At 60.5% G+C, this 25394-nt stretch carries 24 protein-coding genes; 2 read left to right on the top strand and 22 right to left on the bottom strand.

Going from position 1 to position 25394, the window contains the following annotated elements:
* Window positions 1–10 precede the first annotated feature (10 nt).
* The 4 genes from NB231_RS16545 to alaC are packed head-to-tail and all read right to left on the bottom strand — an operon-like array spanning window position 11 to window position 4751.
* Complete coding sequence (locus tag NB231_RS16545) at window positions 11–1051, bottom strand: hypothetical protein (protein WP_004999163.1); 1041 nt, start codon at window positions 1049–1051, stop codon at window positions 11–13.
* Between the two features lie 14 nt (window positions 1052–1065).
* A complete protein-coding gene (gene thrC, locus NB231_RS01450) occupies window positions 1066–2205 on the bottom strand; it encodes a threonine synthase (protein WP_004999162.1) in 1140 nt (379 codons plus the stop codon).
* A gap of 32 nt (window positions 2206–2237) precedes the next feature.
* On the bottom strand, window positions 2238–3548 hold the full coding sequence (locus NB231_RS01445; protein ID WP_004999161.1) for a homoserine dehydrogenase: 1311 nt from the start codon (window positions 3546–3548) through the stop codon (window positions 2238–2240).
* 15 nt (window positions 3549–3563) lie between these two features.
* Entirely contained in the window at window positions 3564–4751 is a 1188-nt protein-coding gene (gene alaC / locus NB231_RS01440) for an alanine transaminase (protein WP_040662789.1), read from the bottom strand.
* A 182-nt stretch (window positions 4752–4933) separates the two neighbouring features.
* Here alaC and NB231_RS01435 point away from each other — a divergent pair, with 182 nt between their 5' ends.
* Window positions 4934–5308: an Mth938-like domain-containing protein gene (locus NB231_RS01435; protein WP_004999159.1), complete on the top strand. Its 375-nt coding sequence runs from the start codon at window positions 4934–4936 to the stop codon at window positions 5306–5308.
* Window positions 5309–5395: 87 nt separating this feature from the next.
* On the opposite strand, the gene rpoS is transcribed toward NB231_RS01435, so the two are convergent.
* The 5 genes from rpoS to surE all read right to left on the bottom strand — a co-directional run bounded on the left by rpoS (window position 5396) and on the right by surE (window position 9318).
* Window positions 5396–6400, bottom strand: coding sequence for an RNA polymerase sigma factor RpoS (rpoS, locus tag NB231_RS01430; RefSeq protein WP_040661540.1), 1005 nt, complete (start codon window positions 6398–6400; stop codon window positions 5396–5398).
* A 158-nt stretch (window positions 6401–6558) separates the two neighbouring features.
* Window positions 6559–7326: a peptidoglycan DD-metalloendopeptidase family protein gene (locus NB231_RS01425; protein ID WP_004999157.1), complete on the bottom strand. Its 768-nt coding sequence runs from the start codon at window positions 7324–7326 to the stop codon at window positions 6559–6561.
* Window positions 7326–7910 (bottom strand): YqaA family protein, encoded by a 585-nt coding sequence (locus tag NB231_RS01420; protein WP_004999155.1) that lies wholly within the window; start codon window positions 7908–7910, stop codon window positions 7326–7328. Before NB231_RS01420 ends, NB231_RS01425 begins: the two co-directional genes overlap by 1 nt.
* On the bottom strand, window positions 7907–8569 hold the full coding sequence (locus NB231_RS01415) for a protein-L-isoaspartate(D-aspartate) O-methyltransferase (RefSeq protein ID WP_004999154.1): 663 nt from the start codon (window positions 8567–8569) through the stop codon (window positions 7907–7909). Before NB231_RS01415 ends, NB231_RS01420 begins: the two co-directional genes overlap by 4 nt.
* Window positions 8569–9318: a 5'/3'-nucleotidase SurE gene (gene surE / locus NB231_RS01410; protein WP_004999153.1), complete on the bottom strand. Its 750-nt coding sequence runs from the start codon at window positions 9316–9318 to the stop codon at window positions 8569–8571. The genes NB231_RS01415 and surE overlap by 1 nt, the downstream gene beginning before the upstream one ends.
* 323 nt (window positions 9319–9641) lie before the next feature.
* On the opposite strand from surE, the gene NB231_RS01405 reads away from it, so the two are divergent.
* The gene (locus NB231_RS01405; RefSeq protein WP_004999152.1) at window positions 9642–10202 is read left to right on the top strand and encodes a Smr/MutS family protein; all 561 of its coding nucleotides are present in this window, start codon (window positions 9642–9644) and stop codon (window positions 10200–10202) included.
* An 87-nt stretch (window positions 10203–10289) separates the two neighbouring features.
* Here the strand turns inward: NB231_RS01405 and ispF are convergent, their stop codons facing one another.
* The 13 genes from ispF to fabZ form a co-directional block, all read right to left on the bottom strand.
* Window positions 10290–10775 (bottom strand): 2-C-methyl-D-erythritol 2,4-cyclodiphosphate synthase, encoded by a 486-nt coding sequence (ispF, locus tag NB231_RS01400; RefSeq protein ID WP_004999151.1) that lies wholly within the window; start codon window positions 10773–10775, stop codon window positions 10290–10292.
* The gene (gene ispD, locus NB231_RS01395) at window positions 10772–11497 is read right to left on the bottom strand and encodes a 2-C-methyl-D-erythritol 4-phosphate cytidylyltransferase (RefSeq protein ID WP_004999150.1); all 726 of its coding nucleotides are present in this window, start codon (window positions 11495–11497) and stop codon (window positions 10772–10774) included. Before ispD ends, ispF begins: the two co-directional genes overlap by 4 nt.
* Entirely contained in the window at window positions 11487–11768 is a 282-nt protein-coding gene (ftsB, locus tag NB231_RS01390) for a cell division protein FtsB (RefSeq protein WP_004999149.1), read from the bottom strand. The genes ispD and ftsB overlap by 11 nt, the downstream gene beginning before the upstream one ends.
* Before the next feature lie 15 nt (window positions 11769–11783).
* Window positions 11784–13076 carry a phosphopyruvate hydratase gene (eno, locus tag NB231_RS01385; RefSeq protein WP_004999148.1) on the bottom strand — a complete coding sequence of 431 codons (1293 nt, stop codon included), beginning with the start codon at window positions 13074–13076 and terminating at the stop codon, window positions 11784–11786.
* Between the two features lie 340 nt (window positions 13077–13416).
* Complete coding sequence (kdsA, locus tag NB231_RS01380) at window positions 13417–14262, bottom strand: 3-deoxy-8-phosphooctulonate synthase (protein ID WP_004999146.1); 846 nt, start codon at window positions 14260–14262, stop codon at window positions 13417–13419.
* Window positions 14263–14265: 3 nt separating this feature from the next.
* Complete coding sequence (locus tag NB231_RS01375) at window positions 14266–15939, bottom strand: CTP synthase (protein ID WP_004999145.1); 1674 nt, start codon at window positions 15937–15939, stop codon at window positions 14266–14268.
* Between the two features lie 82 nt (window positions 15940–16021).
* Window positions 16022–17362 (bottom strand): tRNA lysidine(34) synthetase TilS, encoded by a 1341-nt coding sequence (tilS, locus tag NB231_RS01370; RefSeq protein WP_004999144.1) that lies wholly within the window; start codon window positions 17360–17362, stop codon window positions 16022–16024.
* A 13-nt stretch (window positions 17363–17375) separates the two neighbouring features.
* The gene (locus tag NB231_RS01365) at window positions 17376–18332 is read right to left on the bottom strand and encodes an acetyl-CoA carboxylase carboxyltransferase subunit alpha (RefSeq protein ID WP_040662779.1); all 957 of its coding nucleotides are present in this window, start codon (window positions 18330–18332) and stop codon (window positions 17376–17378) included.
* A gap of 166 nt (window positions 18333–18498) precedes the next feature.
* Complete coding sequence (dnaE, locus tag NB231_RS01360) at window positions 18499–22023, bottom strand: DNA polymerase III subunit alpha (protein WP_004999141.1); 3525 nt, start codon at window positions 22021–22023, stop codon at window positions 18499–18501.
* Window positions 22024–22212: 189 nt separating this feature from the next.
* Window positions 22213–22869 (bottom strand): ribonuclease HII, encoded by a 657-nt coding sequence (gene rnhB / locus NB231_RS01355; protein ID WP_004999140.1) that lies wholly within the window; start codon window positions 22867–22869, stop codon window positions 22213–22215.
* Window positions 22869–24008: a lipid-A-disaccharide synthase gene (lpxB, locus tag NB231_RS01350; protein ID WP_004999138.1), complete on the bottom strand. Its 1140-nt coding sequence runs from the start codon at window positions 24006–24008 to the stop codon at window positions 22869–22871. Before lpxB ends, rnhB begins: the two co-directional genes overlap by 1 nt.
* Before the next feature lie 151 nt (window positions 24009–24159).
* A complete protein-coding gene (gene lpxA / locus NB231_RS01345; protein WP_004999136.1) occupies window positions 24160–24930 on the bottom strand; it encodes an acyl-ACP--UDP-N-acetylglucosamine O-acyltransferase in 771 nt (256 codons plus the stop codon).
* Between the two features lie 2 nt (window positions 24931–24932).
* The gene (fabZ, locus tag NB231_RS01340) at window positions 24933–25382 is read right to left on the bottom strand and encodes a 3-hydroxyacyl-ACP dehydratase FabZ (protein ID WP_004999134.1); all 450 of its coding nucleotides are present in this window, start codon (window positions 25380–25382) and stop codon (window positions 24933–24935) included.
* Window positions 25383–25394 lie beyond the last annotated feature (12 nt).

Raw genomic sequence — 25394 nt, 5'->3', positions numbered from 1 at the left:
GGCTTAGACCCTACATCTGTTCTTCCGTAACCCAGTGGGTAAACGCGCGCCGACGCCGCCAGAAACGGCGCAGATCAGCCGCCGTGATGCGCCAGGACTGCCCGGAGCCAGGATACAAATGCACGGCCCGCCAGGCCCCAGTACGCAGGGCCACTAAGGCGTCCGCGGCCCAACTCTCCTCAAAGGCGGCCAAGGCCTGCCACCACTGATCGATATCGCCTTGCACCAGCGCGGCCTGCGAGCGTAGCCATACAGCCAATGTCGGCCCTCCGGTCGTCTTGATCTGCGCCAGACGTTTGGCCGCCGGTAGCAACGCTTTGATGCCGAGCAGTTTGGCAACGCCGCAGGCCTCGGCGGCATCGGCATAGACTGCTTCGATGAGAGAGTATTTTTTGCAGCGGGGTAGATAACCGCCACCCCAGAGCCATAAACCATTAATTGGCAACTCACCGCGCGCTTCGCGCCGGCGGTTAACCGCGCTGCTGTGGAGCAGCATTTGGGCCTCGTTGAGAAAGGCAATCCAAGTTCGAGCCTGGGGACCAACCGGTAGATACTCATCCATATAGCGGCCGCAGACACGCTCCAGGGGCTGGGTCTGGATCGCAGGCTCGTGGGGTGTGCGCAGAAACCATGCCCCGCCTTGTGCTACCAACTCCAGGTCGTCTTCCTGGAATAGCGCATTGAACTCATCGATTAGTATTCGGGCCTCATCCTCGCGCGGCTGCAGCTGAGCGCCGGCAAGCAGCAGCAGACGGTCCCGGTCCGGGTACAAATGAATGGGTGCGGCGCGAAACCAGTAACTCTCGCCAGGATCGCCACCCATGCCCAGCAGGGCGACCGGGCCGACCGGCAAGGATTCGAGACCGAGCAACCCGGCTAACACGGCGCTCAGCTCTCCGGACTGCCTGCAGCGACTGAGACGACCCCGCGTGAGCAGCGTTTCCAGAGCCGACGGGCGAACCCCCTCAACCTGGGTCTGAAAAGCACCTCTTGGGAGCGGGCCCAGCAGAGTGGGCGCGATGATGTGGAGCTCTGGCGCCGCCGCAACCATGGGCAAAAAAGGAATCAGCTCAGCTTATCCAAGATCACCCGCTTAACCACATCGACATCCGCCTCGAGCGTACGCATGGCGGCCGATGCATCACGGCTGGCAATATCTGGGTCCTTAAGGCCGTGACCCGTCAAGGTGCACACGACGGTGCTGCCCTCGGGAATTTTCCCGGTTTGGATATCCCGAAGGCAACCTGCCACGGACGCGGCCGAGGCCGGCTCACAGAACACCCCTTCCTGTTCGGCGAGTAGCCGCTGCGCGGCGAGTATCTCCTGATCGGTGAGTTCGGCAAACCAACCGCCGGACTCGCGGCTCGCCGCCCAGGCCTGTTCCCAGGATTGCGGATGACCGATGCGGATTGCGGTCGCGACGGTCTCCGGATCATCTATCATCTGAGCACGCAGAAAGGGAGCGGCACCCGCGGCCTGATATCCGATCATCCGTGGTCGCTCCCGAACCATAGCGCAAGTAAAGCGGCAGCGCCCAGCACAAAAAGAGCACGCCTGGGTTCCCGGGTCATTATGGCCGAGGGCGAGTTCGCTGTAGCCGATCCAGTGGGCTGTGATGTTGCCGGCATTACCGACCGGCAAACAGTGAAATTCGGGCACGCGCTCCAGTTCCTCTACGATCTCGAACGCAGCAGTCTTCTGGCCCTGCAGTCGATAGGGGTTGATAGAGTTGACCAAGGTAATCGGTCCCTCCTCGGCCAATTCTCGGACGATGCGCATACCGGCATCGAAGTTGCCTCGAACCTGCAGGACTTCCGCGCCATGGATGATGGCCTGCGCCAGCTTGCCGATGGCAATCTTGCCCTCGGGTATCAACACGAAAACACGCATTCCGCAGCGAGCTGCGTAGGCCGCCGCCGAGGCGGAGGTGTTGCCCGTAGAGGCGCAGACGATCGCGCGGCAACCCTCCGCGACGGCTTGAGTCACCGCCACCGTCATGCCGCGGTCCTTGAAAGAGCCCGTTGGATTGAGGCCTTCGTACTTAACATAGATGTCAACCCCCCGAGCCAACTGGCGCGGCAGGTTGCAGAGTCGGATCAGCGGGGTATTCCCCTCCCCCAGACTGATGACTCGAACGTCGTCGGCGAGCGGCAGCCGGTCGTGGTATTTAGCGATAAGGCCGGTGTATCGAGACCTAAACGGCATGGGCATGGTTCCCTTGGGTTCTTATGCAGGCCCTAGTCAAGCCTTTCCACGCGGATACGCGTAATATACCCTTGAATGGAGTCGAGTTGCTCGATACGCGCACAGGCTTGCTGGATCTGCCACTCCCGCACGCGGTGGGTGAGTATGATCACGGGCACCTCCTCGGCGCCGGGGGTGGGCTGTTTCTGGATGATCGCTTCGATGCTGATCGCGGCTTCTCCAAGCAAGCGCGTGACCTCGGCCAAAACGCCGGGTTGATCCATGGCTTGCATGCGCAGATAGTAAGCCGCCTCGATTTCCGGGAGCGGTAACAGCGGTTCATGCGACAAGGCATCGGACTGGAAAGCCAAGAAGGGCACGCGGTTTTCGGGCTCCAGCGTAAATTCTCGGACCACGTCCACCAAGTCGGCGACTACGGCCGAAGCAGTGGGCTCGGCTCCAGCTCCGGCTCCATAGTAGAGCGTGGGGCCAAGCGCATCGCTTTTGACCATAACCGCATTCATTACCCCGTCAACGCTAGAGAGCAGCTGCCTGGCCGGCAGCAAGGTCGGATGCACGCGCAAGCTAATACCCCGTTCGTCGCGCCGGCAAATTCCCAAGTGTTTGATTCTAAAACCAAACTCCTCAGCATAAGCCACGTCTTCACGGTTAATATGGGTAATCCCCTCGATATGAACCTTATCGAACTGCAGCGGGATGCCGAACGCGATCGATGCCAGAATCGTGAGCTTATGAGCAGCATCGATCCCCTCTACATCAAAAGTGGGATCGGCCTCGGCATAACCCAGGCGCTGCGCTTCGGCTAACACCTCACCGAACTCTCGGCTCTCGTAAAACATCTCACTAAGAATAAAGTTGGCGGTACCATTGATGATGCCGGCGAGCCACTCGATCCGATTGCCCACCAAAGCCTCGCGTACCGCCTTGATGATGGGTATACCGCCCGCCACCGCCGCCTCAAAGCCGATGGAGGCACCTTTGTCGCGCGCGCGCCGAAAAATCTCGTTGCCGTGTAAGGCAATCAACGCTTTGTTGGCCGTTACGACGTGTTTACCATTGTCGATGGCACGTAGCGTCAACTCCTTGGCCAAGGATTCACCGCCGATGAGCTCGACGATGATCTCAATCTCAGGATTGTCGACCACTTCGAACAGATCGGTAGTCAGCCGGATCCCGGCCGTGCTGCAAGTGCGCGGTCGATCCAGGTGGCGCGTGGCGGCATGTACGACATCGATGGCTCGGCCGGCGCGGCGAGTGATCTCGTCGCGGTTACGCGCCAACAGGTTGACCGTGCCCCCTCCGACCGTGCCAAGCCCCAGCAGACCGACTTTCACCGCCTTCACTGCTGCTTCTCCTCCTCAGAAACGGCCGTTTTTGCGCAACATCTGCTTTATCCCCCGAATAGCCTGCCGAGTACGATGTTCGTTCTCGATCAAACCGAAGCGGACATGATCGTCGCCGTATTCACCAAAACCGATGCCGGGGGAGACAGCCACCTTGGCCTCGCTCAGCAGCTTCTTGGTGAACTCCAACGAGCCCATAGCTCGATACTCTGACGGTATGGGCGCCCATACGAACATCGTCGCTTTGGGCTTGCTCACTTCCCAGCCGGCGGCGACCAAACCGTCGCACAGCACATCTCGGCGCCGACGGTAGGTTTCCCGAATCTCGATGACACAATCTTGCGGCCCCTCCAGGGCCGCAATGGCCGCGACCTGAACCGGCGTAAACATACCGTAGTCGAGGTATGATTTCATGCGCGCCAATGCAGCGATGAGCTTGGGGTTGCCACAGAGGAACCCGACCCGCCAGCCGGGCATGTTATAACTTTTCGACAACGAAAAGCACTCGACGGCGATTGCTTTGGCGCCCGGCACCTGTAAAACGGAGGGCGCGACGTAATTATCGAAAACGATATCCGCATAAGCCAGATCATGGACGATCCAAATACCATGCTCACGACACACGGCGACCAGTTGCTCGAAAAAGTCAAGGTCGACACACTGCGTGCTGGGATTTGCCGGAAAGTTTAGGATCAGCATTTTCGGCTTTGGCCAGGTATCCTTGACTGCCCTTTTCAATTCGGCGAAAAAATCGATCTCTGGCGTCAACGGCACGTGGCGGATATCGGCGCCCGCAATCACTACTCCATAGGGATGGATCGGATAAGAGGGATTGGGTACTAAAACATTATCTCCCGGCCCCAAGGTGGCGAGTGCCAAATGCGCCAAGCCCTCTTTCGAGCCAATGGTGACGATGGCCTCGCTTTGCGGATCGAGCTCGACGTCAAAACGCCGCGCATACCAATCGGTAATGGCTTTACGCAACCGGGGGATACCCCGTGACATGGAATAACGGTGGGTATCGGGGCGCTGCACCACCTCGGTCAGCTTCTCTACGATGTGAGCGGGGGTGGGGCGGTCCGGGTTGCCCATGCCAAAATCGATGATGTCTTCACCGCGGGCGCGGGCACTCGCCTTGAGTTCATTGACTATATTGAATACATAAGGGGGGAGGCGTTTAATCCGCGGGAATTCCGCGTTCAACTCGGGTTGTCGTTCCACGATCGTCGCCGCTCTGAATGTCCATGACACACAACCGCTTACCGAGCTTCTCGGAACCGAATCCGAGCGCACCGCAATAAAAAGCGAGGCTTTATGGCAAGCTACCGAGTGGTGAAAACGCTGTCAACGCAACGCCGCTCGCCACAACGGTTACTGTGATAAAGATGAAGATGATACTTGAAAATGGCGATGTTAAGGCCTATCGCATCAAAAGCTATGAGCCCGGTCGGGTCACCATCAACGAATGGGTGCTCGAAACCAGCGCTGTCGTAGCCCCGGATAAGCTCCTTCGAGGTTGGCCACCTCGTCATTTCGAGGAGCTGGAACCCATGCACATAGACGCTATCATTGAGCTCGCACCGGAGATCGTACTACTCGGTACCGGCCCGCAGCAGCATTTCCCCCCCCGAAACATCATGCTCAGCCTACTAGAGCGGGGTATTGGCCTTGAAATCATGGACACTCCCTCAGCCTGCCGGACCTACAATATATTGATGTCCGAAGGCCGTCGAGTCGTCGCTGCCCTGATCATCTGCTGAAACAGACCGAAGTACCGTGAACCATTCTCATCGCCCAGCCGCCCGAGATCCACCTTATCAATCGTCCTCGGCCCAATACCGCGGCCGTCAACCGAAGACAGTGTCCTGCGAGAAACCCGAGCGCTCCATCACTTCACGCAGCTTTTTCAGCGCATCGATCTGGATTTGGCGAACCCGCTCACGCGTCACCCCAATTTCGTCACCCACCTCCTCCAGCGTCGCCTTCTCGTGACCATGCAAGCCAAAACGCCGTTCCACCACTGCTCGCTGCTTCTCGGTGAGTTCATTGAGCCAGGCATCCAAATGAGAAACGACATCCTCGTCTTGCAATGCAGCAAAAGGGTCCGGGTTCACCTCGTCGGGAATGGCATCCAGCAAAACCCGGTCGGCATCTCGACCGATCGGGATATCGACGGAAGTAACCCCCTCGTTGAGCCCCATCATATGACGCACGTCCTCGATGGAACGATCCATCGCTATCGCAATCTCCTCAAGTGTCGGTTCGTGGTCCAACCGCTGCACCAATTGCCGTGCGACGCGTAGATACTGATTTATCTCTTTGATAACGTGTATTGGTAGTCGAATCGTACGGGTCTGATTCATGATCGCGCGTTCGATGGTTTGCCGGATCCACCAGGTCGCATAAGTGGAAAAGCGAAACCCACGCTCAGGATCAAACTTCTCTACTGCCCGTATGAGGCCCAGATTGCCTTCTTCGATCAGGTCGAGAAAAGCGAGCCCACGATTCATATAGCGCCGCGCAATCTTGACCACCAACCGTAAATTGCTCTCGATCATTCGCTTGCGCGCCGATTCGTCACCCCCTTGGGCGCGGCGCGCATAATATACTTCCTCCTTGGCGGTCAATAACGGCGAATAGCCGATTTCGTTGAGATAGATCTGGGTGGGATCAAGTGTGTCCTGGTGTTCCATCTTGCGTTGTGCGCAACGCTCTCCCACGTCCTGCTCGTCTTGATTTCCAGCTGGAGCTGAGCTTGCCTCCCGTTCATCGAGAACAAACTCATCCTCGGTGAGATCGAGATTCTCTACCGCAACGTCCGTGTCGATCTCCACCGCCTGCTTCTTCGCCATGGCTTCTCCTCCGTCGGGCCCGCCCAATGCTGCGGTGCGCGGGTATTCAGCGTCGCCTGCATCCATAGGCACCGCCGGAAAAACCAGCGTTTTTCTTCTGGTCAGTCCAATATATGCTCGTAGAATATCCCGTGCAATGCCTCGGCATCCGTCCCTCGTCAAGGTGGAGGCAAATACCGTAAGGGGTCCACTGGCTTGCCGTTGCGCCGAATTTCAAAGTGGGCGGCCGGCTGATGCGCTGGACCCAACCCCATGCGCGCGATGATCTGCCCGACACGAACCTTATCGCCTTCGCGCACGAGCAGTTCGCGATTGTAGCCGTAAGCGGTGATATAGGTGCCGTTGTGTTTGACAATGATCAAGTTACCGTAGCCCCGTAATCCATTGCCGCTGTAGACTACGCGACCGGCCGCCGCGGCCCGGATCGGCTCACCCAACTGACCCTGCAGCGTAATCCCCCTCATACCCGCACCATCGGCATGAAAATGCCGCAGAACAGTGCCCTCGGCAGGCCAGCGCCAAACGATCCCGGAATCCGGCTCGGCGACGGGAGCCGGCACAGAAGGCTGAGGCTTGGGAACGGGTGAGGGCTTGGCAAGAGGCTTTGACTTTGCCGCCGATTTCACTCGGCTCGGACGCTCCGCCACCTGACGATTGAGCGTGGCGGAAGGACGCAACCGCAGGCGCTGCTTGGGATAGATCGTATAGGGCGACGCTATGCCATTCCAGCGGGCGATGCTCCGATAATCCAAGCCATAGCGCCAAGCCACCGAAAACAGCGTATCGCCTTGGCGCACGATGTATACCTGCGGTGGCGGCCCAGTCGCGGTGCGCGGCCGAAGGTCATGGCGACCGTAATTGAATTCGCTGCAGCCTATAGCGACAAAGGCGAGCACCCCAAGACCAAGCAAAACACGCCGTGCCATCACAATAACCGCAGACACACCACAACCAGCATGAGGACAGCAACGGTTACCCACCCCACCCAGTCGATGTAGGTACGCAGCCAAGGCTCCAGCTTGACACCACCCCAGGCGACAAGAATAGCCACCAGAAAGAACCGCCCCCCTCGGCCAAGCAGAGAAGCCAAGATGAATGGAATTACGGCAACGTGCATGGCGCCGGCGGCAATCGTGAACACTTTGTAGGGGATCGGTGAGAAACCGGCTACCAAAATCACCCAAAACCCCCAACGATCGAACCAATCGTGCACCGTGAGATAGCTTTGCCATTGCCCCCACGAATACAATAAAGGGCGAACGAGCTCAAAAGCATAGTAGCCGATCACATAACCGAGCAAACCACCGAGCACCGATGCCAGTGTCGTCAGCACGGCGAAATGCACTGCTCGGCGGGGCTGCACCAACACCATCGGCGCCAACATGACATCCGGCGGCACCGGAAAAAAGGAAGACTCGGCGAAGCTCAACGCGGCCAAAAACCAGGGAGCACGCGGATGGCCGGCACCGTACCGCGTAGCGCTATAGAGCCGGCTGAACAGGTGCCTCATCCAAGACCATGCTTCATCGGCACAAAGCTCACGCGGCTGACATCACGACAAATCAGCCCCTGCTCAGTGCGCTCGCAAACGCGCATACTCTGATTTCCGCCCGTACCAACAGGTGCTACCAGTCGACCACCTACAGTCAGCTGCTCAGTTAAGCTCTTAGGAATCGCCAGCGGCGCCGCCGTGAGGATGATGCCATCGAAGGGGGCCTCACCGGGCCAACCCTCGTGACCGTCTCCCAGGCGCAGACGAACATTGCTCAGCCGCAGCTCGCGTATCAGCCGATGAGCGCGATTATGCAGCACGCGTAACCGCTCGAGACTGAAGACATACGGGATCAAATTCGCAAGCACCGCGGCCTGATAAGCGGAGCCGGTACCCACCTCCAACACTTTGTGCAACGCTTGCCCTTCCAACAACAGCTGGGTCATCTGGGCGACGATGAACGGTTGCGAAATAGTCTGGCCATAACCGATGGGCAGGGCGGTATTGTCATAAGCTCGGCTTGCTAGCGCCTCCTCGACGAACAGGTGACGCGGTACCTGGCGGATCGCGTTGAGCACCCGTGGGTCGGTTATGCCGGCTTCGCTGAGACGCGCCACCAGCCGCTCACGCGTACGCTGCGAGGTCATACCGATTCCCACTACGCGACGCCCATCCATCAACGCAACCCTTCGATCCATCCTGCGATCTGATCCAATGCTTGATACCGGGTCAGATCGACCTGAATGGGGGTGATCGAGACAAAACCGCGGTTCACCGCGTGAAAATCGGTTCCGGGCCCCGCGTCCTGTTCCATTCCTGGGGGACCGATCCAATAGATCGGGCGACCGCGGGGATCCTCCGCGCGTACAACCGCCTCGGCTTGATGACGCTGCCCCAACCGCGTCGCCTCGAAACCGTTGAGCTCCCGCCACGGGCGGTCGGGAACGTTGACGTTGAGTATGGTATCGGCCGGTAGTGGATCCATTTTCAAGCGCTCGAAGAGCAGGCGAGCCACCTGCGTAGCAGTATCGTAGCGGGTAGGCGATGCCGCGGCCAAGGAGATCGCGATAGCCGGCAAGCCGAGGAAGCGTCCCTCCATCGCAGCCGCAACGGTTCCACTGTAGAGCACATCATCGCCCAGATTCGCACCGGCGTTGATACCAGAGATCACCATGTCCGGTTGGTGGTCGAGTAGCCCGGTGACCGCCAGATGAACACAATCGGTCGGCGTGCCCTCGACACGGTAGACATCGGGCGCGAGGCGCGCGACTCGAATGGGGTAATCCAGTGTCAGTGAGTTGCTCGAACCGCTGCGATCCCGTTCCGGGGCCACGACCGTGACGTCTGCAACTTCCCGCAACGCCTGCGCGAGCTCGATGATCCCGCATGCCTGATAACCATCGTCATTGCTGACCAGTAACCGCATGATCTTGCGTGCACTTCCTAAGTATGACGCGCCTCGGCGCAGCGATCTTCACCACTTCGAGCCCTCGTCCGGTACTGCTGTGCCAGCGGCAAGGGCGGCTCGGCGGCGGCAACGCTTACCTGCGAAACCGTGTGACAACGAGGTCAATCCGGGCAACGCGTTGGCCCCGCTTCGATGCACTCCTCTCCACCTCTCGGCGCACCGCAGCTCGGAGCATGCCCTGCTTTTCTGTTTCGGCTCTGTCTCGCGCTTGCCTATGCAAGTATTCCAGCTGTTAGGATAACAGTAACGAAGGGGCGGACCTTCAAGAGGCATTAAGCATCATGACCGATCGAGATCACGATGCCGATTTAGAGTTCTTCCGGGCAGCCATGCAGCGTGTGCAACCGCTTGATGTCGATGAAACCCCTGATATCGACGCTCCGCGCCCGGCTCCTGTTCCCCTGCAACGACGGGCCGATGATCGCGCCGTCCTGCAAGCGCTGCTGCTACCGGCCGACGGAATATCAATCCCGTACAACGAAACCGGCGAGGAGCTCGCCTATCTGCGGCCCGGTCTGCAGCACCGGGTATTACGCCGGCTCAGGCGCGGGTATTACCGCGTCGCTGCCGAGCTGGACTTGCATGGGATGACCGCCGTCACTGCCCGGCACGCCTTAACTCGCTTTCTTAGCCAGTGCCGTCACCGTGATTATCGCTGCGTGCGAATCATCCACGGCAAGGGCCGGCGTTCGAGCAATCGCGGACCGATCCTCAAAGGCCGAGTCGATCGCTGGCTGCGGCAACGGGCCGAAGTGCTCGCTTTCTGCTCCGCCCGGCCGGTGGACGGCGGTACCGGCGCCGTCTACGTGCTGCTACAGCATCACCGCACACCAGGCATTTGAGGGCCGTCCGAGCCAAACAAGGCCGCAAAAATACCCCCCGAGCATTGCTCGATCGCCCGGAGCTTGCCGCCGGAGCGATGCTTCACATCAAGTTGCGCAGCGGGTCACCAAGGCGACCGCGAGTGCGGCCAGCCCCTCCTCGCGTCCGGTAAAACCCATGGCCTCGGTCGTCGTTGCTTTTATGTTCACCCGGTCGGTTTCGATGCCCAAATCCTCAGCCACGTTTGCTACCATCTGCGGTAGATAAGCCGCGAGTCGGGGGCGTTGGGCAATGACCGTGGCATCAATATTAAGCGTCTCCCAGCCCCGCGTCTGCAGCAGCGCCCCCGCCCGACGCAGCAGCCTGCGGCTATCGATACCGGCATACTGCTCGTCGGTATCCGGAAAGTGGCGCCCGAGATCGCCAGCGCCAACGGCACCGAGCAAGGCGTCGGTGATCGCGTGCAGCAAACAATCGCCATCGGAGTGCGCCTGCAGGCTCCGGTGAAAGGGAATGATCACCCCACCCAACACCAGACGCCCCCCGTCGCAGAAGCGATGTGCATCGAAGCCTTGTCCGATGCGCAGCATCATATCGGCTTCGCGGCGCGCACGCCCGCCAAGATGCGCTCGACCAAGCCCTGATCGGAAGGATGGGTGAGCTTGATGTTATGCAACGCGCCTTCAACTAACCGCGGGCACGCGCCGATGCGCTCCAGCGCCTGTGCCTCGTCGGTGACCTCGACACCTTCCGCCGCCGCGCGTTCAAGCGCGGCACGCAGCCGACCCAACGGGAAAAGTTGCGGTGTCAATGCCTGCCACAAGCCACTCCGATTCACCGTTACGACCACCCGACCCTCGCTGTCCGCGCGCTTCAACGTGTCGCGCACAGGCATCGCCAATAGACCGCCATCGGGGTGGTCCCCCACCTCGGCAATCAGTCGCTCGATCTCGGGGGGTGTTACACAAGGCCGAGCGGCATCATGGACCAGCACCGGCTGCTGTGGGTGCACGCCCCACTCGGCGAGCTGCTGCAGGCCGTTTAGAACCGATTCGGCTCGGCTTGCACCTCCGGTACAAGTACTAATGCGCGGGTGACCGGCAAAACCAAGCTTAGGCCATAGGTCATCATCGCTTGCAAGCGCGACGACGATGCGCTGAATGGCGGTCACTGCCAGCAACGCCTCGAGCGTCCAAGCAAGCACACAACGTCCGTTCACCTGCAGGTACTGCTTGGCCAGCGTGCTCCCAAAGCGTCGGCCTGCACCCGCGGCCGGAACAACGGCCCAACACCCGCCGCTGCGGTCAATCGTCATCGTGCGAAACAACCTGATAAAAAGTCTCGTCGCGACCGATCATGCCGAGTTCTCGCCGGGCTCGCTCCTCTAGCCCCTGCAACCCTTGCTTGAGATCCCGCACATCGGCTGCCAGAGCCTGATTGCGACGCCGCAGCTCGGTATTTTCTTGGCGCTGCTCGGCTACCGCCTGGCGCAATTGCAGCACCTCTGCAATATTGCCGTCACCGCGCCACAGGCGCAACTGCAACGCCAACAATAGCAGCACCAGAAGACCGATGACCCAGCGCACGTGCCGCTCTTCCTTTCAGGCGCGCGGATTCAGCTGAGGAAAAGCCCGCCGTCCCGCATAGTGCGCGTTATCCGCCAACTCCTCCTCGATACGCAACAACTGATTGTATTTCGCCACCCGCTCAGACCGGCACGGCGCCCCCGTTTTGATCTGAGTCGCCGGGCATGCAACCGCCAGATCGGCAATCGTGGTGTCTTCCGTTTCCGCGGAACGATGCGAAATCACCGTGGAGTAACCGGCCTGATCCGCTAAGGCAATCGCATCGAGGGTCTCCGTCAAGGTGCCGATCTGATTGGGTTTGATGAGAACGGAGTTGGCGATACCCCGGTCAATCCCCTGCTGTATGAGGCGGGTATTGGTGACGAACACGTCATCGCCGACCAGCTGCACCCGATCTCCCAGTGCCTCTGTAAGGGTTTTCCAACCATCCCAGTCATTCTCCGCCATCCCATCCTCGATGGAGACGATCGCGTATTTATCGACCCAGCTGCCTAGGAGTTCAACAAACTCATCGGAGCTGAAAGCCCGGCCTTCCGCCTCCAGATGATAGGCACCGTCGCGATAGAATTCCGAGCTCGCCGGATCCATCGCCAGGAAAACCTGTTCACCGATGCGGTACCCCGCTTTCTCCACTCCTTCCAAAATGAGCTCAAGAGCCGCCTCGTTGGAAGCCAGATCAGGTGCGAAGCCACCCTCGTCACCGACAGCAGTGCTCAGGCCGCGCTCGCAGAGAACCGCTTTTAACGAATGAAACACCTCGCTGCCGCAGCGCAGCGCTTCGCTGAAGCAGGCGAAGCCCACCGGCATGATCATAAACTCTTGGATATCGATACGGTTGTCGGCGTGAGCGCCACCATTGAGGATATTCAGCAACGGAACCGGCAGCGTATATGGCGGCTCGCGCCGCAGATGGCGAAACAGCGATACGCCTTGATCAGCAGCGGATGCGCGCGCCACCGCCAAAGAAACGGCGAGAATGGCATTGGCGCCTAGGCGAGTCTTATTCTCCGTCCCGTCCAGCTCATTCATCCGTTCGTCGATGGTGCGTTGATCCCCCGCCGTCATTCCAGCTAATGCGGCGCTGATAAGGGTATCGACATTAGCCACGGCCTGGCGCACACCCTTGCCGAGATAGCGATGCGGCTCGGTGTCGCGCAGCTCGCAGGCCTCCAAAGTGCCGGTCGACGCTCCCGAGGGGACCGCCGCGCGGCCGCACACCCCGTTGTCGAGAACAACCTCCGCCTCTACCGTTGGATTGCCACGCGAGTCCAGGATTTCTCGAGCCTTGATCGTCTTGATGATCGACATCGGTTGGTGTTTCCTCAGCCAGCCGGCCTAGGGCCTGTTAACAATTACTTGCGACGCCGCGCCGGCGGCCATTTTCTCGCAAGACAAGGCATCGCAAGTGCTGTGTAGCCCGCAACGTAAGCGAGCGATAACGCAGGATTGTGGGGAAATGGCCCCGGCCCTTTGGGTGGCGCCCAAAATGCGGCCATCCGGCGTTGCTCGTCGTTCATTTGGAACAATCAAACTTCTCTCCTCGCGCCTTGGCTGGCCGCATTTTGGGCAGCCACGCGACGCCACGGCTGATTGTTAACAGGCCCGAGGGCCACTTTAGTATGTCTAAGGGCGGGGGGCGACGTCCGCGTTATGCCGGCTCCAATTCAATAAGCCCGCGGCGTTTAACCCCGCTGTCGATTTCCTTGAGCATCTCAAGCAGGCTGCGCATCCGTGCCAGCGGCCAAGAATTGGGACCATCGCTCAATGCCTCATCGGGCCTGGGATGGGTCTCCATGAATACTCCGCAGACCCCGGCCGCAACCGCCGCGCGAGCGAGTACCGGAATAAACTCGCGCTGGCCTCCCGAAACCGTTCCTTGTCCACCGGGCAATTGGACCGAGTGCGTGGCGTCGAATACGACCGGGCTGCCGCTCTGGCGCAAAGCCGCCAATGAGCGCATATCGCAGACTAGGTTATTATAGCCGAAGGACACCCCCCGCTCGCAGACGAGAATGCGCTGATTACCCACCGCGCGGGCTTTCTCGGCCACATGGACCATATCCCAGGGCGCAAGAAATTGTCCTTTCTTGATGTTTACCGGCAATCCCTGCCGGGCAACACTTTGAATGAAGTTGGTCTGACGACAGAGAAAGGCCGGAGTCTGCAGCAAATCAACGACCGCTGCCACCTCGTTGAGGGGTGTATCCTCGTGAACATCGGTCAACACAGGCACCCCGATCTCGCGGCGCACCTGCTCGAGAATGCGCAACCCCGCTTCCAGGCCAGGTCCGCGGAAACTGTGGTGTGAAGAGCGGTTGGCTTTATCGAACGAGCTTTTATAGACGAATGGAATCGCGAGCGTGCGGCAGATTTCCTTAAGCTCGCCGGCGCTGTCCAGCGCGAGCTGCTCCGACTCCACTACGCAGGGTCCCGCAATCAAAAATAGGGGCTGATCAAGCCCCACCGGAAAGCCGCAAAGCTCGAACGCGGCCATAACTTAGCTCCTCTGCGTAGTGTGAACCGTCCCCACCGAATCGGCGGTAGTGGCGCGTTTTTGGTAATCGGCGGCAGCGCGAAGGAACTGGGTGAACAAAGGATGACCATCCCGCGGTGCCGAGGTGAATTCAGGGTGGAATTGGCAGGCGAGAAACCAGGGATGATCGGGCAGCTCGACCACCTCGACCAACCTATTATCTCGGGACCAGCCGGAGATTTGCAGACCCGCCTGCTCCAAAACTTCGGCATAGCGGTTGTTGAACTCGTAGCGATGGCGGTGGCGCTCACGGATCATGTCCTTGCCGTAAATCCGATGAACCAAGGTGGTCGGCACCAACCGGCAGGCTTGGCTGCCCAGACGCATGGTTCCACCCAGATCGGAGTGCTCGTCGCGATATTCCGCCAAACCCTCCGGGGTCATCCACTCGGAGATCAGGCCAATGACCGGATATTGCGGATGCGCCAAGAACTCCGTGCTGTGAGCCCCTTCAAGCCCGCCAACGTTGCGTGCAAACTCGATCACCGCAACCTGCATCCCCAGGCAAATCCCGAGATAGGGAATGCGCTGGCGCCGTGCATAACCGGCCGCGCTGATCTTTCCCTCCACACCTCGCTCCCCGAAACCGCCCGGCACCAGAATCGCATCCACGTCGGCAAGAACCCCGGGACCCTCGCGTTCGATCTCCTCGGAGTCGACATAGCGAATGTCGATTTTCAATCGAGTTTGCACACCAGCATGGCGCAAGGCTTCGTTAAGCGATATATACGCATCGGTCAGATTGACGTACTTACCAACCATGGCGACGGTCACCCGACCCTTGGGATATTCCATCGCCTGCACTACCCGATGCCAATCCGCCAAGTTGGCTGGTGGCAACTCCAAACCGAGCTTCTCGGCCACAATCTGATCCAATTTCTGCCGGTGCAGCAGCTCGGGGACTTTGTAGATATTGTCCACGTCGAGCGCGGCGATCACAGCTTGCGGTTGGACATCAGTGAACAATGCGATCTTGCGCCGCTCCTCTTCAGGAATGGCACGCGCGGCCCGACACACGAGGATATCCGGTTGAATGCCGATCGAACGCAGTTCCTTCACCGAATGCTGGGTGGGCTTGGTCTTCATCTCTCCGGCGACACCGATAAACGGCACCAGCGTCAGATGGAGATACAGACAGCGCTCACGCCCGAGCTCTGAGCCCATCTGGCGGATGGCCTCCAAAAACGGCAGAGACTCGATGTCGCCGACCGTGCCACCGATCTCTACCAAGACCACGTCGGCGGCGTCGGCTCCTTGCTTGATACAGCGCTTGATCTCATCGGTGATATGTGGAATCACCTGCACCGTACTGCCCAAATAGTCGCCGCGCCGCTCCTTGCGTATGACGCTTTCATAGATGCGACCCGTAGTGTAGTTATTGTCGCAGGTCATGCGCGTACGCACGAAACGCTCATAGTGGCCGAGGTCCAAATCCGTTTCGGCGCCATCGTCGGTGACGAATACCTCACCATGCTGAAACGGACTCATCGTCCCTGGATCGACATTGATGTAGGGATCGAGCTTGACCAGCGTAACGTTGAGACCGCGGGCCTGAAGGATGCTGCCCAAAGATGCCGCGGCGATGCCTTTCCCCAGCGAGGAGACGACACCGCCCGTGATAAAGATGAAGCGCGTCATAAAATTGCTTTCGCGACCAAGATCGGGAACAGCACTGCGGGGCCGCAGAATGGCTTGGTAAGGTAGCAGAATGCCGCTGGCTTCACAACGCAGGAGCGGCTCGGTCTCGAGCGGCAGAAAAACGCCAGCACAGCTCTAATCCGGGTTCGGCTGGCCCCGCGCTGAACGACTCGGCGAGCAAAAGATCGGCCACGGCCGCGAGCTCGTGACCGATGAAGATCAACGGCAAACGCTCCCGTACCCATGGGGGGACTCCCCGTTCCTGCAGCAAGCGCTTGAGTGCGTGGGACCGCGCGTGACCGCGCAGGCGCATGTGCTCGCCACCCTGGCGAAAGCGCACTTCGACCGGCGCCTGTCGCACGCACTGCGCACGCAGCCCCCGCCCCACGCTGGGTCGGGCCTCCAGGCGGCCCAGTTCCGGCATGTTCAGCGGCTGCCTCATATCCCATGGTAGACCGATGGCAGGCGGTTGCGGCAGACGTGGCGGTAAAAGATACAGTCGACCCCGGTAGCGCCGAATGCAACCGTCTGCCCAGACGAGTGCAGGTTGTCGGTCGGGCGCGGCCCGCAGCAAATCCATCAACCCGCGGCACAGCCGTCGCTCCGGCGGCGGCCGTCGACCCTGCCGCCGGATCCAACTTCGCAGCAGCTGCACTCGTTCCGCCTCATCGAACTCGGCCAGCACGGCTACGGGAAGAACGCATGGATCATCACCCAGAACCGTCAGCTGCCGCCGTGCCCAACGCTCCGTCAGCATCGAGGCGGCATCGGCGTGGCGGGCAAGCCGCGTCAAGCGCTGCGCCAGCCCAGGCCAGCGCGTCTCGAGCAGCGGCACCACATGCTCACGCAAGAAGCTACGGTCGTGCCGATCGCACCGGTTCGCCGGATCATCGATCCAGCTCAGCTCATGACGAGTCGCATAAGCGACCAGCTCCGCGCGGCAAAAACCCAGCAATGGGCGGATCAGCCGCCCTTCACCAAGCTCCCGTTCGGCGGGTATACCCGCGAGTCCATCGATGCCTGTACCGCGCAGGATCCGCAACAGCACGGTCTCGGCCTGGTCATCGACATGATGGGCGGTAGCAATGCACTCGCCCGGTGCTAGAATCGCAGCATAGGCCTGGTAGCGAGCCTTCCGGGCAGCCGCCTCCAAGCCCTCGCCACCGTCTCGTACCGTCACCGGCTCGACTCGCAGCGGAACGCCGAGAGCCTGGCATCGAGCCCGACAGTGCAGCGCCCAGTCACCGGATTCGGGGTGCAGACCGTGGTCGACATGCAGCGCAGACACGGGCAATCCCGAAGTGACCGCAGCATGCAACAAGACGGTGGAGTCGCAGCCGCCGCTGTAGGCAATCCAAAGCCGTGGGATCGGCCGCCAAGGCCGCATGGCCAGGGCAAACGCTGCTACACTGAATCCGCCCATACCCGTCCAACTACTACTCACGGTAGCTGCCGAACTGCATGAGCCGCTCATAGCGCTGCTGCACCAACTGCTCGGTATCAATATCAACCAGCTTGGCGAGGGCATCCAGCAACGCGGCCCGCAGGATCTCGCTCATGGCTGCGTAATCGCGGTGGGCACCGCCAAGCGGTTCGGGCAGCACCTCATCGACCAGCCCCAGCTTATGCAACTGCTCGGCCGTGATCCCCATAGCCTCGGCCGCCTCGGCCGCCTTCTCCGGGCTCTTCCAGAGGATGGCGGCACAGCCCTCGGGAGAGATCACGGCATAGGTGCTGTAGCTCAACATCAACAGGCGATCGCTGACCCCGATTGCCAGCGCGCCGCCCGAGCCACCTTCACCGATTACGGTACTGACGATCGGCGTGCGCAGTTCCGCCATGACTTTGAGGTTATAGGCGATCGCCTCGCTCTGGCCGCGCTCTTCGGCCCCGACTCCCGGATAGGCACCGGGAGTATCGATGAAGGTCAAAATCGGCATGCGTAGGCGCTCGGCCAACTGCATCAACCGCACGGCCTTGCGATAACCTTCCGGACGGGGCATACCGAAGTTGCGCAGGAGCTTCTCCTTGGTGTCGCGCCCCTTCTGATGGCCGATCACCATCACCGGCTGCCCTTCGAGGCGCGCCACGCCACCGACGATCGCCGGATCGTCACCGAAGCGCCGATCGCCGTGCAATTCCTCAAACTCGGTGAATATCCGCTGCAAGTAATCCAGGGTATAGGGTCGTTGGGGATGCCGGGCGAGCTGAGCAATTTGCCAAGGAGAAAGCGCGGCGAAGATCTGTTCGGTCAACTGCCGGCTTTTCTGCTGTAAGCGGTTGATCTCATCGTTGATATTGACCTCGGCGTCATTGCCGGCATAGCGCAACTCCTCGATCTTCACTTCTAGTTCGGCGATGGGGCGTTCGAAGTCGAGGCAATTCAAATTCATCATGCCTACCCGCGTCAGCGCGATCGATACGGTGATACCTAAAACCTGTAATTATAGCATGCTCGACATCCTACTCGGGGCTTCTCGTCGCACCCTAAGAAATCGGCACCGGCCGAGCCGTCTACCACAGCGGCGCTGCGCATGGAGTCCACCGCCAGGATACACCTCAATAGATGATCCGGATCGTAGCCGGATCGGCCACATGGCCGAGGCCCTTGAGCAGCTCATCGGTCGGCCGAACACGCCAGGCCGAGCCCAACCGCAATGTCACCCAGGCGCCCCGGCCCTGATATTCAAGCCAAACCGGGCAACAACCTTGCCGAAACGGCTCTAAGACCTCGCGCAACGCCGGGATGAAACCATCACCCGCTTGCGCCGCGGTGACACCAAGGACGAGGCATCGGGCATAGGTCTCGCGTGCCTCGCCGATATCGAGCACGCGCTCAGCGGCGACTCGAAAACCGTCCGTGAACTCGTCATAGCCGAGCACGCCTTCGACCACCAACAGCTGGTCTTTGACCAATCGATGCTGAAAACGCTTGTAAGCCTCTGGAAAGACAATAACATCCATCCGCCCGGTACGGTCGTCCAGGGTGATGAATCCCATCCGCCCGCCGTTTTGGGTGGGACGTGCGCGCAGCGCCACCACGAGACCGGCGACGACCACTTTACGCTCCCCTTCCCGCTTGCGCCCAACGCCGCGCGCCGGCTCACCGCAGGCACCGGCGCTCACTTGATTGAGCCGCGCACTGACAATACCGTCGAGTTCCGCTTCGTAATGCTCGATCGGATGCCCGGTCAGGTAGAGTCCGAGTGTTGCTTTCTCGGCAGCCAGCCGCTCCTGCTCGTCCCACTCCGGTACGCCTGGATCTGACACCGTCAGTGGGGCTTGTTCGAGCGGCGTTGCGCCCAAGCCAAATAGGTCAACCTGCCCAGTATCCCGATTACGGCACTGCTGCTCGGCCGAGCGCAATGCGTCCGGCAGCTGCTGCCAGGCGGTCGCACGGTTAACGGCCAGACCGTCCAAGCTGCCCGAACGAATCAGGGTCTCGATGACCCGTTTATTGACGCGCCGCAGATCAACCCGGCGGCAAAGATCGAATAAATCGGCATACGGCCCGCCGGCCTCGCGCGCCTCGACCAGCGCCTCGATGGCAGACAGCCCAAGGCCTTTCACCGCCCCCAGACCGTAGACGATATGGGTCATCTCACGAGCCTGGAACGCGTAGCCCGAGCGATTGACATCCGGCGGGTCGAGGATAATTTGCAGGCAGCGACACTCATCGATCAGAGCAACCACCTTGTCGGTGTTGTCCATGTCGGAGGAAAGCACCGCCGCCATGAACGGCGCCGGATAGTGGGCCTTGAGCCAAGCAGTTTGATAGGCGAGCAGCGCGTAAGCCGCGGAATGTGACTTGTTGAAGCCATAACCGGCGAACTTCTCCATCAAATCAAAGAGCCCTTCGGCTTGCTGCCTGGCTAAACCACACTCGATGGCGCCTTGGAGGAAAATATGGCGTTGTTGCGCCATCTCCTGCGGCTTTTTCTTACCCATGGCGCGGCGCAGCAGATCGGCCGCCCCGAGGCTGTACCCAGCCAGCGTCTGGGCAATCTGCATTACCTGCTCTTGATAGAGAATAATGCCGTAGGTCGACTTGAGAATCGGCTCCAACGCCTCGTGGTGAAGCGCGCGAGTGGGATAGGCTACCGCGGCGCGGCCGTGTTTGCGCGCAATAAAGTCATCCACCATGCCCGACTGCAGCGGTCCAGGGCGAAACAACGCCACCAACGCGATGATGTCCTCGAAGGTATCCGGCTGCAGACGCCGCATCAGGTCTTTCATGCCCCGCGATTCGAGCTGAAACACGGCCGTGGTCGCACACCGCTTGAGTAGTTCAAAGGTTTTGGCGTCATCCAACGCGAGGGCGGCGATATCCAGGGCCGGCTCGTCACAGGCGCTGCGCTGGGTGTTCACCGCCTTGACGGTCCAATCGATGATCGTCAACGTACGCAGGCCGAGAAAATCGAATTTCACCAGGCCCACCGCTTCGATATCGTCCTTGTCGTACTGCGTCGCCAGCCCCTGTCCACCCGGCTCGCAGTACAGCGGGGCGAAATCGGTGAGTTCGGAAGGCGCGATGACGACGCCACCGGCATGTCGCCCTACGTTACGCGCCAGACCCTCCAGCTTGCGCGCCATACCCAGCAACGTCCGCACCTCCTCGTCTTCACGGTAAAGCCGATGCAGTTCCTCCTCTTGCGCCAGCGCTTTCTCCAGGGTTATCCCGATTTCGAACGGAATCATTTTGGCGATGCGATCTACATAGCCGTAGGGATGACCCAGGACCCGGCCGACATCACGCACCACGGCACGTGCGGCCATGGTACCGTGGGTAACAATCTGCGAGACCTTGTCCCGCCCGTAACGCCCGCCGACATAATCGATGACGCGATCGCGGTTCTCCATGCAAAAATCGATATCGAAATCGGGCATAGAAACCCGCTCCGGATTGAGGAAGCGCTCGAAGAGCAAATCGTAGCTCAAGGGGTCCAAGTCCGTAATTTGCAAAGCATAGGCCACTAGAGAACCCGCACCCGAGCCGCGCCCCGGACCCACCGGGATTCCCTGGCGCTTGGCCCAACGGATGAAATCCGCCACGATCAGGAAATAGCTGGGGAATCCCATTTGGTTGATCACTTCCAGCTCGCGCTCAAGGCGCTCGGAGTAGCTTCGCCTGAGCTCAACGCCATCCGGGTGATCCGTAACCAACGAGCATTGCAGCCGCTCTTGCAGCCCCCGCTCGGCCTCCTGACGCAGTACGTCGTCGATGCTCGCCCCCTCAGGAATAGGGAATACGGGTAAGGCACTATGGCTCAGCGTCAGATGGAGATTGCAACGGCGGGCAATCTCCGCCGTGTTCTCCAATGCCTCGGGGACATCGGCGAACAGCTCGGCCATTTCCTTCGGCGAGCGCAGGTATTGCTGTTCGCTGTAGTGTCGCGGCCGGTGCTTATCAGCCAGCGTACGGCCATCCTGGATGCACACCCGCACCTCATGGGCGGCGTAATCTTCCGGGCGCAGGAAGCACACGTCGTTGGTTGCCACAACCGCCACGCCGTGGGCCGTAGCCAATTCGACCGCGGCCTGCACATGCTCTTCATCCCCCGGGCGCCCAGTACGTTGGAGCTCCAAGTAATACCGGTCACCGAACTGTTCACGCCAGAATTCCAGCTTACGTGCGGCAAGCGCGGGCTCACCCGACAACAGCGCGCGCCCGACATCCCCCACGCGACCGCCTGACAAACCGATGAGCCCGGCACAGCGCCCGCGTAACCACTCGCGATCAACAACCGGCACACCCTGCTGCTGGCCCTCGAGGTAGCCACGCGTGAGCAGCCGGGTAAGCGTGCGATAACCCTGGGTATCCGCGCAGAGCAGAACGAGGCGCGCAGGCCTCTCGGAGGCATCGGCATCCGCAACTCGGATCTCGGCGCCGATGATAGGTTTGACGCCAGCGTTCACGGCCGCTCGGTAGAACTTCACCGCGCCGAACAAATTGCCCTGATCGGTAAGCGCCACGGCCGGCATGCCCGCCTGCGCGACCGCCTGCATGAGGGGCTTGACCCGGATCAGGCCGTCTTGAAGGGAAAACTCGCTGTGTAAATGTAGGTGTGCGAAAAAAGCTGACATGGCCTCGCGCGGGTTATTAAAGCTAAAGCGATCGGAAATATAATCAGGCGGCAGGTCCGGCCTCTGGCTTGGCTAGACCGCAGGTCGTCTAGACGACGGACTACGCGCCTACAGGGACGTATTCAAGGCGCGTATAGCCACCAAGCCGGCCGAACCCGCTCCATTGCACTGGCCCTGACTTTACATACCTCACGGCCGTTTGGCCTTCACGGCCACGCGACTCACCGCGCGCGCCGACCCACTGGCCACATACCCCAGGCCCAACAGGGTACGTACCGGTTTGAACGAACGCCGATGTATGGGTGCCGGCCCGAGCCGCCGCAGTGCAGCCAAGTGCTCCCGCGTGCCATAGCCTTTATGCCGAGCTAGACCGTACCCTGGATAGCGCTGTTCCAGCATAATCATTTCGGCATCGCGCGCCACCTTCGCCAATATGGAAGCGGCGCCGATCGCCAGCACGGAAGCATCCCCGCCCACGATGGCCTCCACCCGGCAGGGCAGCCTTGGCTTGTCACGGCCGTCCACTAGGGCAAGGCTCGGCTTGGGCGTGAGTACGGCCACAGCGCGCTGCATTGCCAGCAAGCTCGCCTGGAGGATGTTGAGCCGGTCGATCTCCTCGACCTCGGCTCGGCCGATTGCCCATCCCACGGCACGATTCCGGATGATCGTTGCCAATTCGCTGCGGCGCGCGGCGGATAAGCGCTTCGAGTCAGCGATTCCAGCAATTGGCGCCGGTGGCAATATCACGGCCGCAGCCAATACGGGCCCGGCGAGCGGTCCCCGGCCCGCCTCATCGATCCCCGCTGTCCAAGCCGCCGGGGCGGGAAAATCAAGCGTCGGTCGCATCACGGACTCACCAGTTGCTCTAACGCATCCGCTGCTCGCTCATTTGCATTGCATCGCAAAATGCCGTGCAGCTGCCGAAAGCGCTGCCGCAAATAGCTCGCTCGCTCCGGGTCAGCGAGGAGATCCTCGACTGCCCGCGTCAAGTTCTGTGGCGTCGCCTTGCCTTGAATGTATTCGGGTACCAACGCCTCATCGGCAAGCAGATTGGGTAGCGCGAAATAGCGTGTCTTGATCAATCTCAGCGCGGCTATCACCCCGGCGGTAATAGGAGCAACGCGATAGGCGACGACCATAGGGCGTTGGAGCAACATGGCCTCCAGGGTAGCGGTGCCCGAAGCGGCGAGCACAACATCGGCCGCTCCCATAACCGCTTTTGCGTTGTCCTCGATCAGACGGCACCGGCTCAACCCGACGGCCTCAAGCTGACGCTGAAACAATCGACGCAGCCCCGGTGTGGCCATGGCTGCAATGAGCTGCAGCTCGGGTTGCCGGCGCACGAGTTGAGCCACTGTGGCGGCAAATATGGGGCCGATACGCGCCACTTCGCCCTGGCGGCTACCGGGCAGCACTGCAAGTACCGGCCCTTCGCCGGAGAGCCCCAGGCAACTCCGAAATTGCGCGGCATCGAGATCGAACCCGTAGCGATCAGCCGTAGGGTGACCAACAAACACCACCGGCACGCCCTGCGCCCGGTAGTAGGGGGGCTCAAACGGCAACAAGGTAAGCATCAGATCCACCGATTGGGCGATCCGTTTGATACGACTCCGCCGCCAGGCCCACACGGACGGACTCACATAATGGGCCGTAGGCACGCCAAGCGTGCGCAAACACCGCTCAAGCCCCAAGTTGAAATCGGGCGAATCGATGCCGATGAACACCTCGGGTGGATGATCGCGGAAGTGACAAACGAGGCGGTGGCGCAACGCGACCAACCGCGGCAAGTGGCGCAGCACCTCCGCCAGTCCCATGATCGAGAGCGCCTCCATTGGGTATAGGCTGTGCAACCCTGCCGCGCGCATAGCCGGTCCGCCGATCCCCTCGATGCGTAATCCCGCATGACGCCGCTTCAGCGCCTGGATCAACCCGGCACCGAGCACATCGCCCGAGAGCTCACCGGCGACCATAGCGATGCGTTGCATATCGACCCCAGACGCACATTCAGCGGCGCGGGCGAGCTTTGCAAAAACCCCGGTAGCCGCGCCGCACCGGGATCACCGGTTTACTCACGCAAACGAGCACCGGCGGCGCTCGCGGGCGGGTTTTTCCGCACCCGCATGGGATGACGCCGATTCAACGAATGATGCCGCGCCGGCTGCCCCGGATGAAATGACTGAAAGCCGCCACATTGGGAACCTCATGCCCGATCTCATCCAGCACCCCCAAGGCTTCATCCAGCCGCAGCCCGGAGCTATACAACGTCTTATACGCCCGTTTCAGTGCCTGTACCGTCTCTTTGGTAAAGCCATGGCGCTGCAATCCCTTGATATTGATCCCGCGGGGGGTGGCGCGCTGCCCGGCGGCCATGACATACGGTGGCACATCCCGGTCCACGTGGGCTCCAAATGCCAAAAAACAGTGCCGCCCCAGGCGACTGAACTGATGCACCAGTGAGAAACCGCTCAGGATCGAATTGTCATGTACCTCCACATGACCGGCGAGCGAAGCATTGTTGGCGAAAACCGTCGCATTGCCCACCTGACAATCATGAGCGATGTGGCAGTAAGCCATAATCCAATTATCATCACCCACCCGGGTGATCCCCCCCCCAGCGGCAGTGCCGCGGTTGATGGTGACGTATTCGCGGATGGTATTGCCCGCACCGATTTCAAGCCAGGTGCGCTCACCCTGGAATTTCTTGTCCTGTGGTATTTCGCCAATGGAGGCGAATTGAAAGATCCTGTTGTTAACGCCGATCCGGGTCGGCCCCTGAATGACGACATGCGGTCCGATCCAGGTTCCGGCCTTAATTTGCACGTCAGGACCTATGACCGCATATGGACCAACCGCGACATCATGGGCAAGCTCCGCCGCAGGGGCAATAACGGCGCGAGGATGGATCACGCTCAGATTTCCCGCATCGTGCAGCGGATCTGCGCCTGCGCAACAAGGATCTGCTGTACATACGATTCAGCCTCGAACATCCAAATGCCGCGCATGCTGCGGCTAAAGCGCACTGACAACCGCAGCTGATCGCCCGGCTCCACCGGTCGCTTGAATTTCGCCTTCTCGATCCCGACCAAATAGAAGATTTTCGTAGCATCCGGCTGCTGCTCATCCGGTTGCTGCTCCCGCGTCTTGAAGGCGAGCAAGCCGCACGCCTGCGCCATGGCCTCCAGAATGAGCACGCCCGGCATCACCGGTCGCTGCGGAAAATGTCCGCTAAAATACGGTTCATTGATCGATACATTTTTGACACCCACGAGCATCTCTCCGGGAATGCACTCCAGTACCCGGTCAATCATCAGAAACGGGAAACGATGCGGCAGGTAATTGAGAATGCCGTGAATGTCCATAGGCTTGTCGCG

The sequence above is a fragment of the Nitrococcus mobilis Nb-231 genome (genome assembly GCF_000153205.1).
Taxonomy (GTDB): domain Bacteria; phylum Pseudomonadota; class Gammaproteobacteria; order Nitrococcales; family Nitrococcaceae; genus Nitrococcus; species Nitrococcus mobilis.
This window is presented reverse-complemented; position numbering and strand designations above follow the sequence as displayed.

Excerpts from the sequence above, each read along its gene's own strand:
- NB231_RS16545 (WP_004999163.1), bottom strand. The coding sequence starts at position 1,051 with ATGGTTGCGGCGGCGCCAGAGCTCCACATCATCGCGCCCACTCTGCTG.
- thrC (WP_004999162.1), bottom strand. The coding sequence starts at position 2,205 with ATGCCGTTTAGGTCTCGATACACCGGCCTTATCGCTAAATACCACGAC.
- NB231_RS01435 (WP_004999159.1), top strand. The coding sequence starts at position 4,934 with ATGAAGATGATACTTGAAAATGGCGATGTTAAGGCCTATCGCATCAAA.
- rpoS (WP_040661540.1), bottom strand. The coding sequence starts at position 6,400 with ATGGCGAAGAAGCAGGCGGTGGAGATCGACACGGACGTTGCGGTAGAG.
- NB231_RS01425 (WP_004999157.1), bottom strand. The coding sequence starts at position 7,326 with ATGGCACGGCGTGTTTTGCTTGGTCTTGGGGTGCTCGCCTTTGTCGCT.
- NB231_RS01420 (WP_004999155.1), bottom strand. The coding sequence starts at position 7,910 with ATGAGGCACCTGTTCAGCCGGCTCTATAGCGCTACGCGGTACGGTGCC.
- NB231_RS01415 (WP_004999154.1), bottom strand. The coding sequence starts at position 8,569 with ATGGATGGGCGTCGCGTAGTGGGAATCGGTATGACCTCGCAGCGTACG.
- surE (WP_004999153.1), bottom strand. The coding sequence starts at position 9,318 with ATGCGGTTACTGGTCAGCAATGACGATGGTTATCAGGCATGCGGGATC.
- NB231_RS01405 (WP_004999152.1), top strand. The coding sequence starts at position 9,642 with ATGACCGATCGAGATCACGATGCCGATTTAGAGTTCTTCCGGGCAGCC.
- ispF (WP_004999151.1), bottom strand. The coding sequence starts at position 10,775 with ATGATGCTGCGCATCGGACAAGGCTTCGATGCACATCGCTTCTGCGAC.
- ispD (WP_004999150.1), bottom strand. The coding sequence starts at position 11,497 with ATGACGATTGACCGCAGCGGCGGGTGTTGGGCCGTTGTTCCGGCCGCG.
- eno (WP_004999148.1), bottom strand. The coding sequence starts at position 13,076 with ATGTCGATCATCAAGACGATCAAGGCTCGAGAAATCCTGGACTCGCGT.
- kdsA (WP_004999146.1), bottom strand. The coding sequence starts at position 14,262 with ATGGCCGCGTTCGAGCTTTGCGGCTTTCCGGTGGGGCTTGATCAGCCC.
- NB231_RS01375 (WP_004999145.1), bottom strand. The coding sequence starts at position 15,939 with ATGACGCGCTTCATCTTTATCACGGGCGGTGTCGTCTCCTCGCTGGGG.
- tilS (WP_004999144.1), bottom strand. The coding sequence starts at position 17,362 with ATGGGCGGATTCAGTGTAGCAGCGTTTGCCCTGGCCATGCGGCCTTGG.
- NB231_RS01365 (WP_040662779.1), bottom strand. The coding sequence starts at position 18,332 with ATGAATTTGAATTGCCTCGACTTCGAACGCCCCATCGCCGAACTAGAA.
- dnaE (WP_004999141.1), bottom strand. The coding sequence starts at position 22,023 with ATGTCAGCTTTTTTCGCACACCTACATTTACACAGCGAGTTTTCCCTT.
- rnhB (WP_004999140.1), bottom strand. The coding sequence starts at position 22,869 with ATGCGACCGACGCTTGATTTTCCCGCCCCGGCGGCTTGGACAGCGGGG.
- lpxB (WP_004999138.1), bottom strand. The coding sequence starts at position 24,008 with ATGCAACGCATCGCTATGGTCGCCGGTGAGCTCTCGGGCGATGTGCTC.
- fabZ (WP_004999134.1), bottom strand. The coding sequence starts at position 25,382 with ATGGACATTCACGGCATTCTCAATTACCTGCCGCATCGTTTCCCGTTT.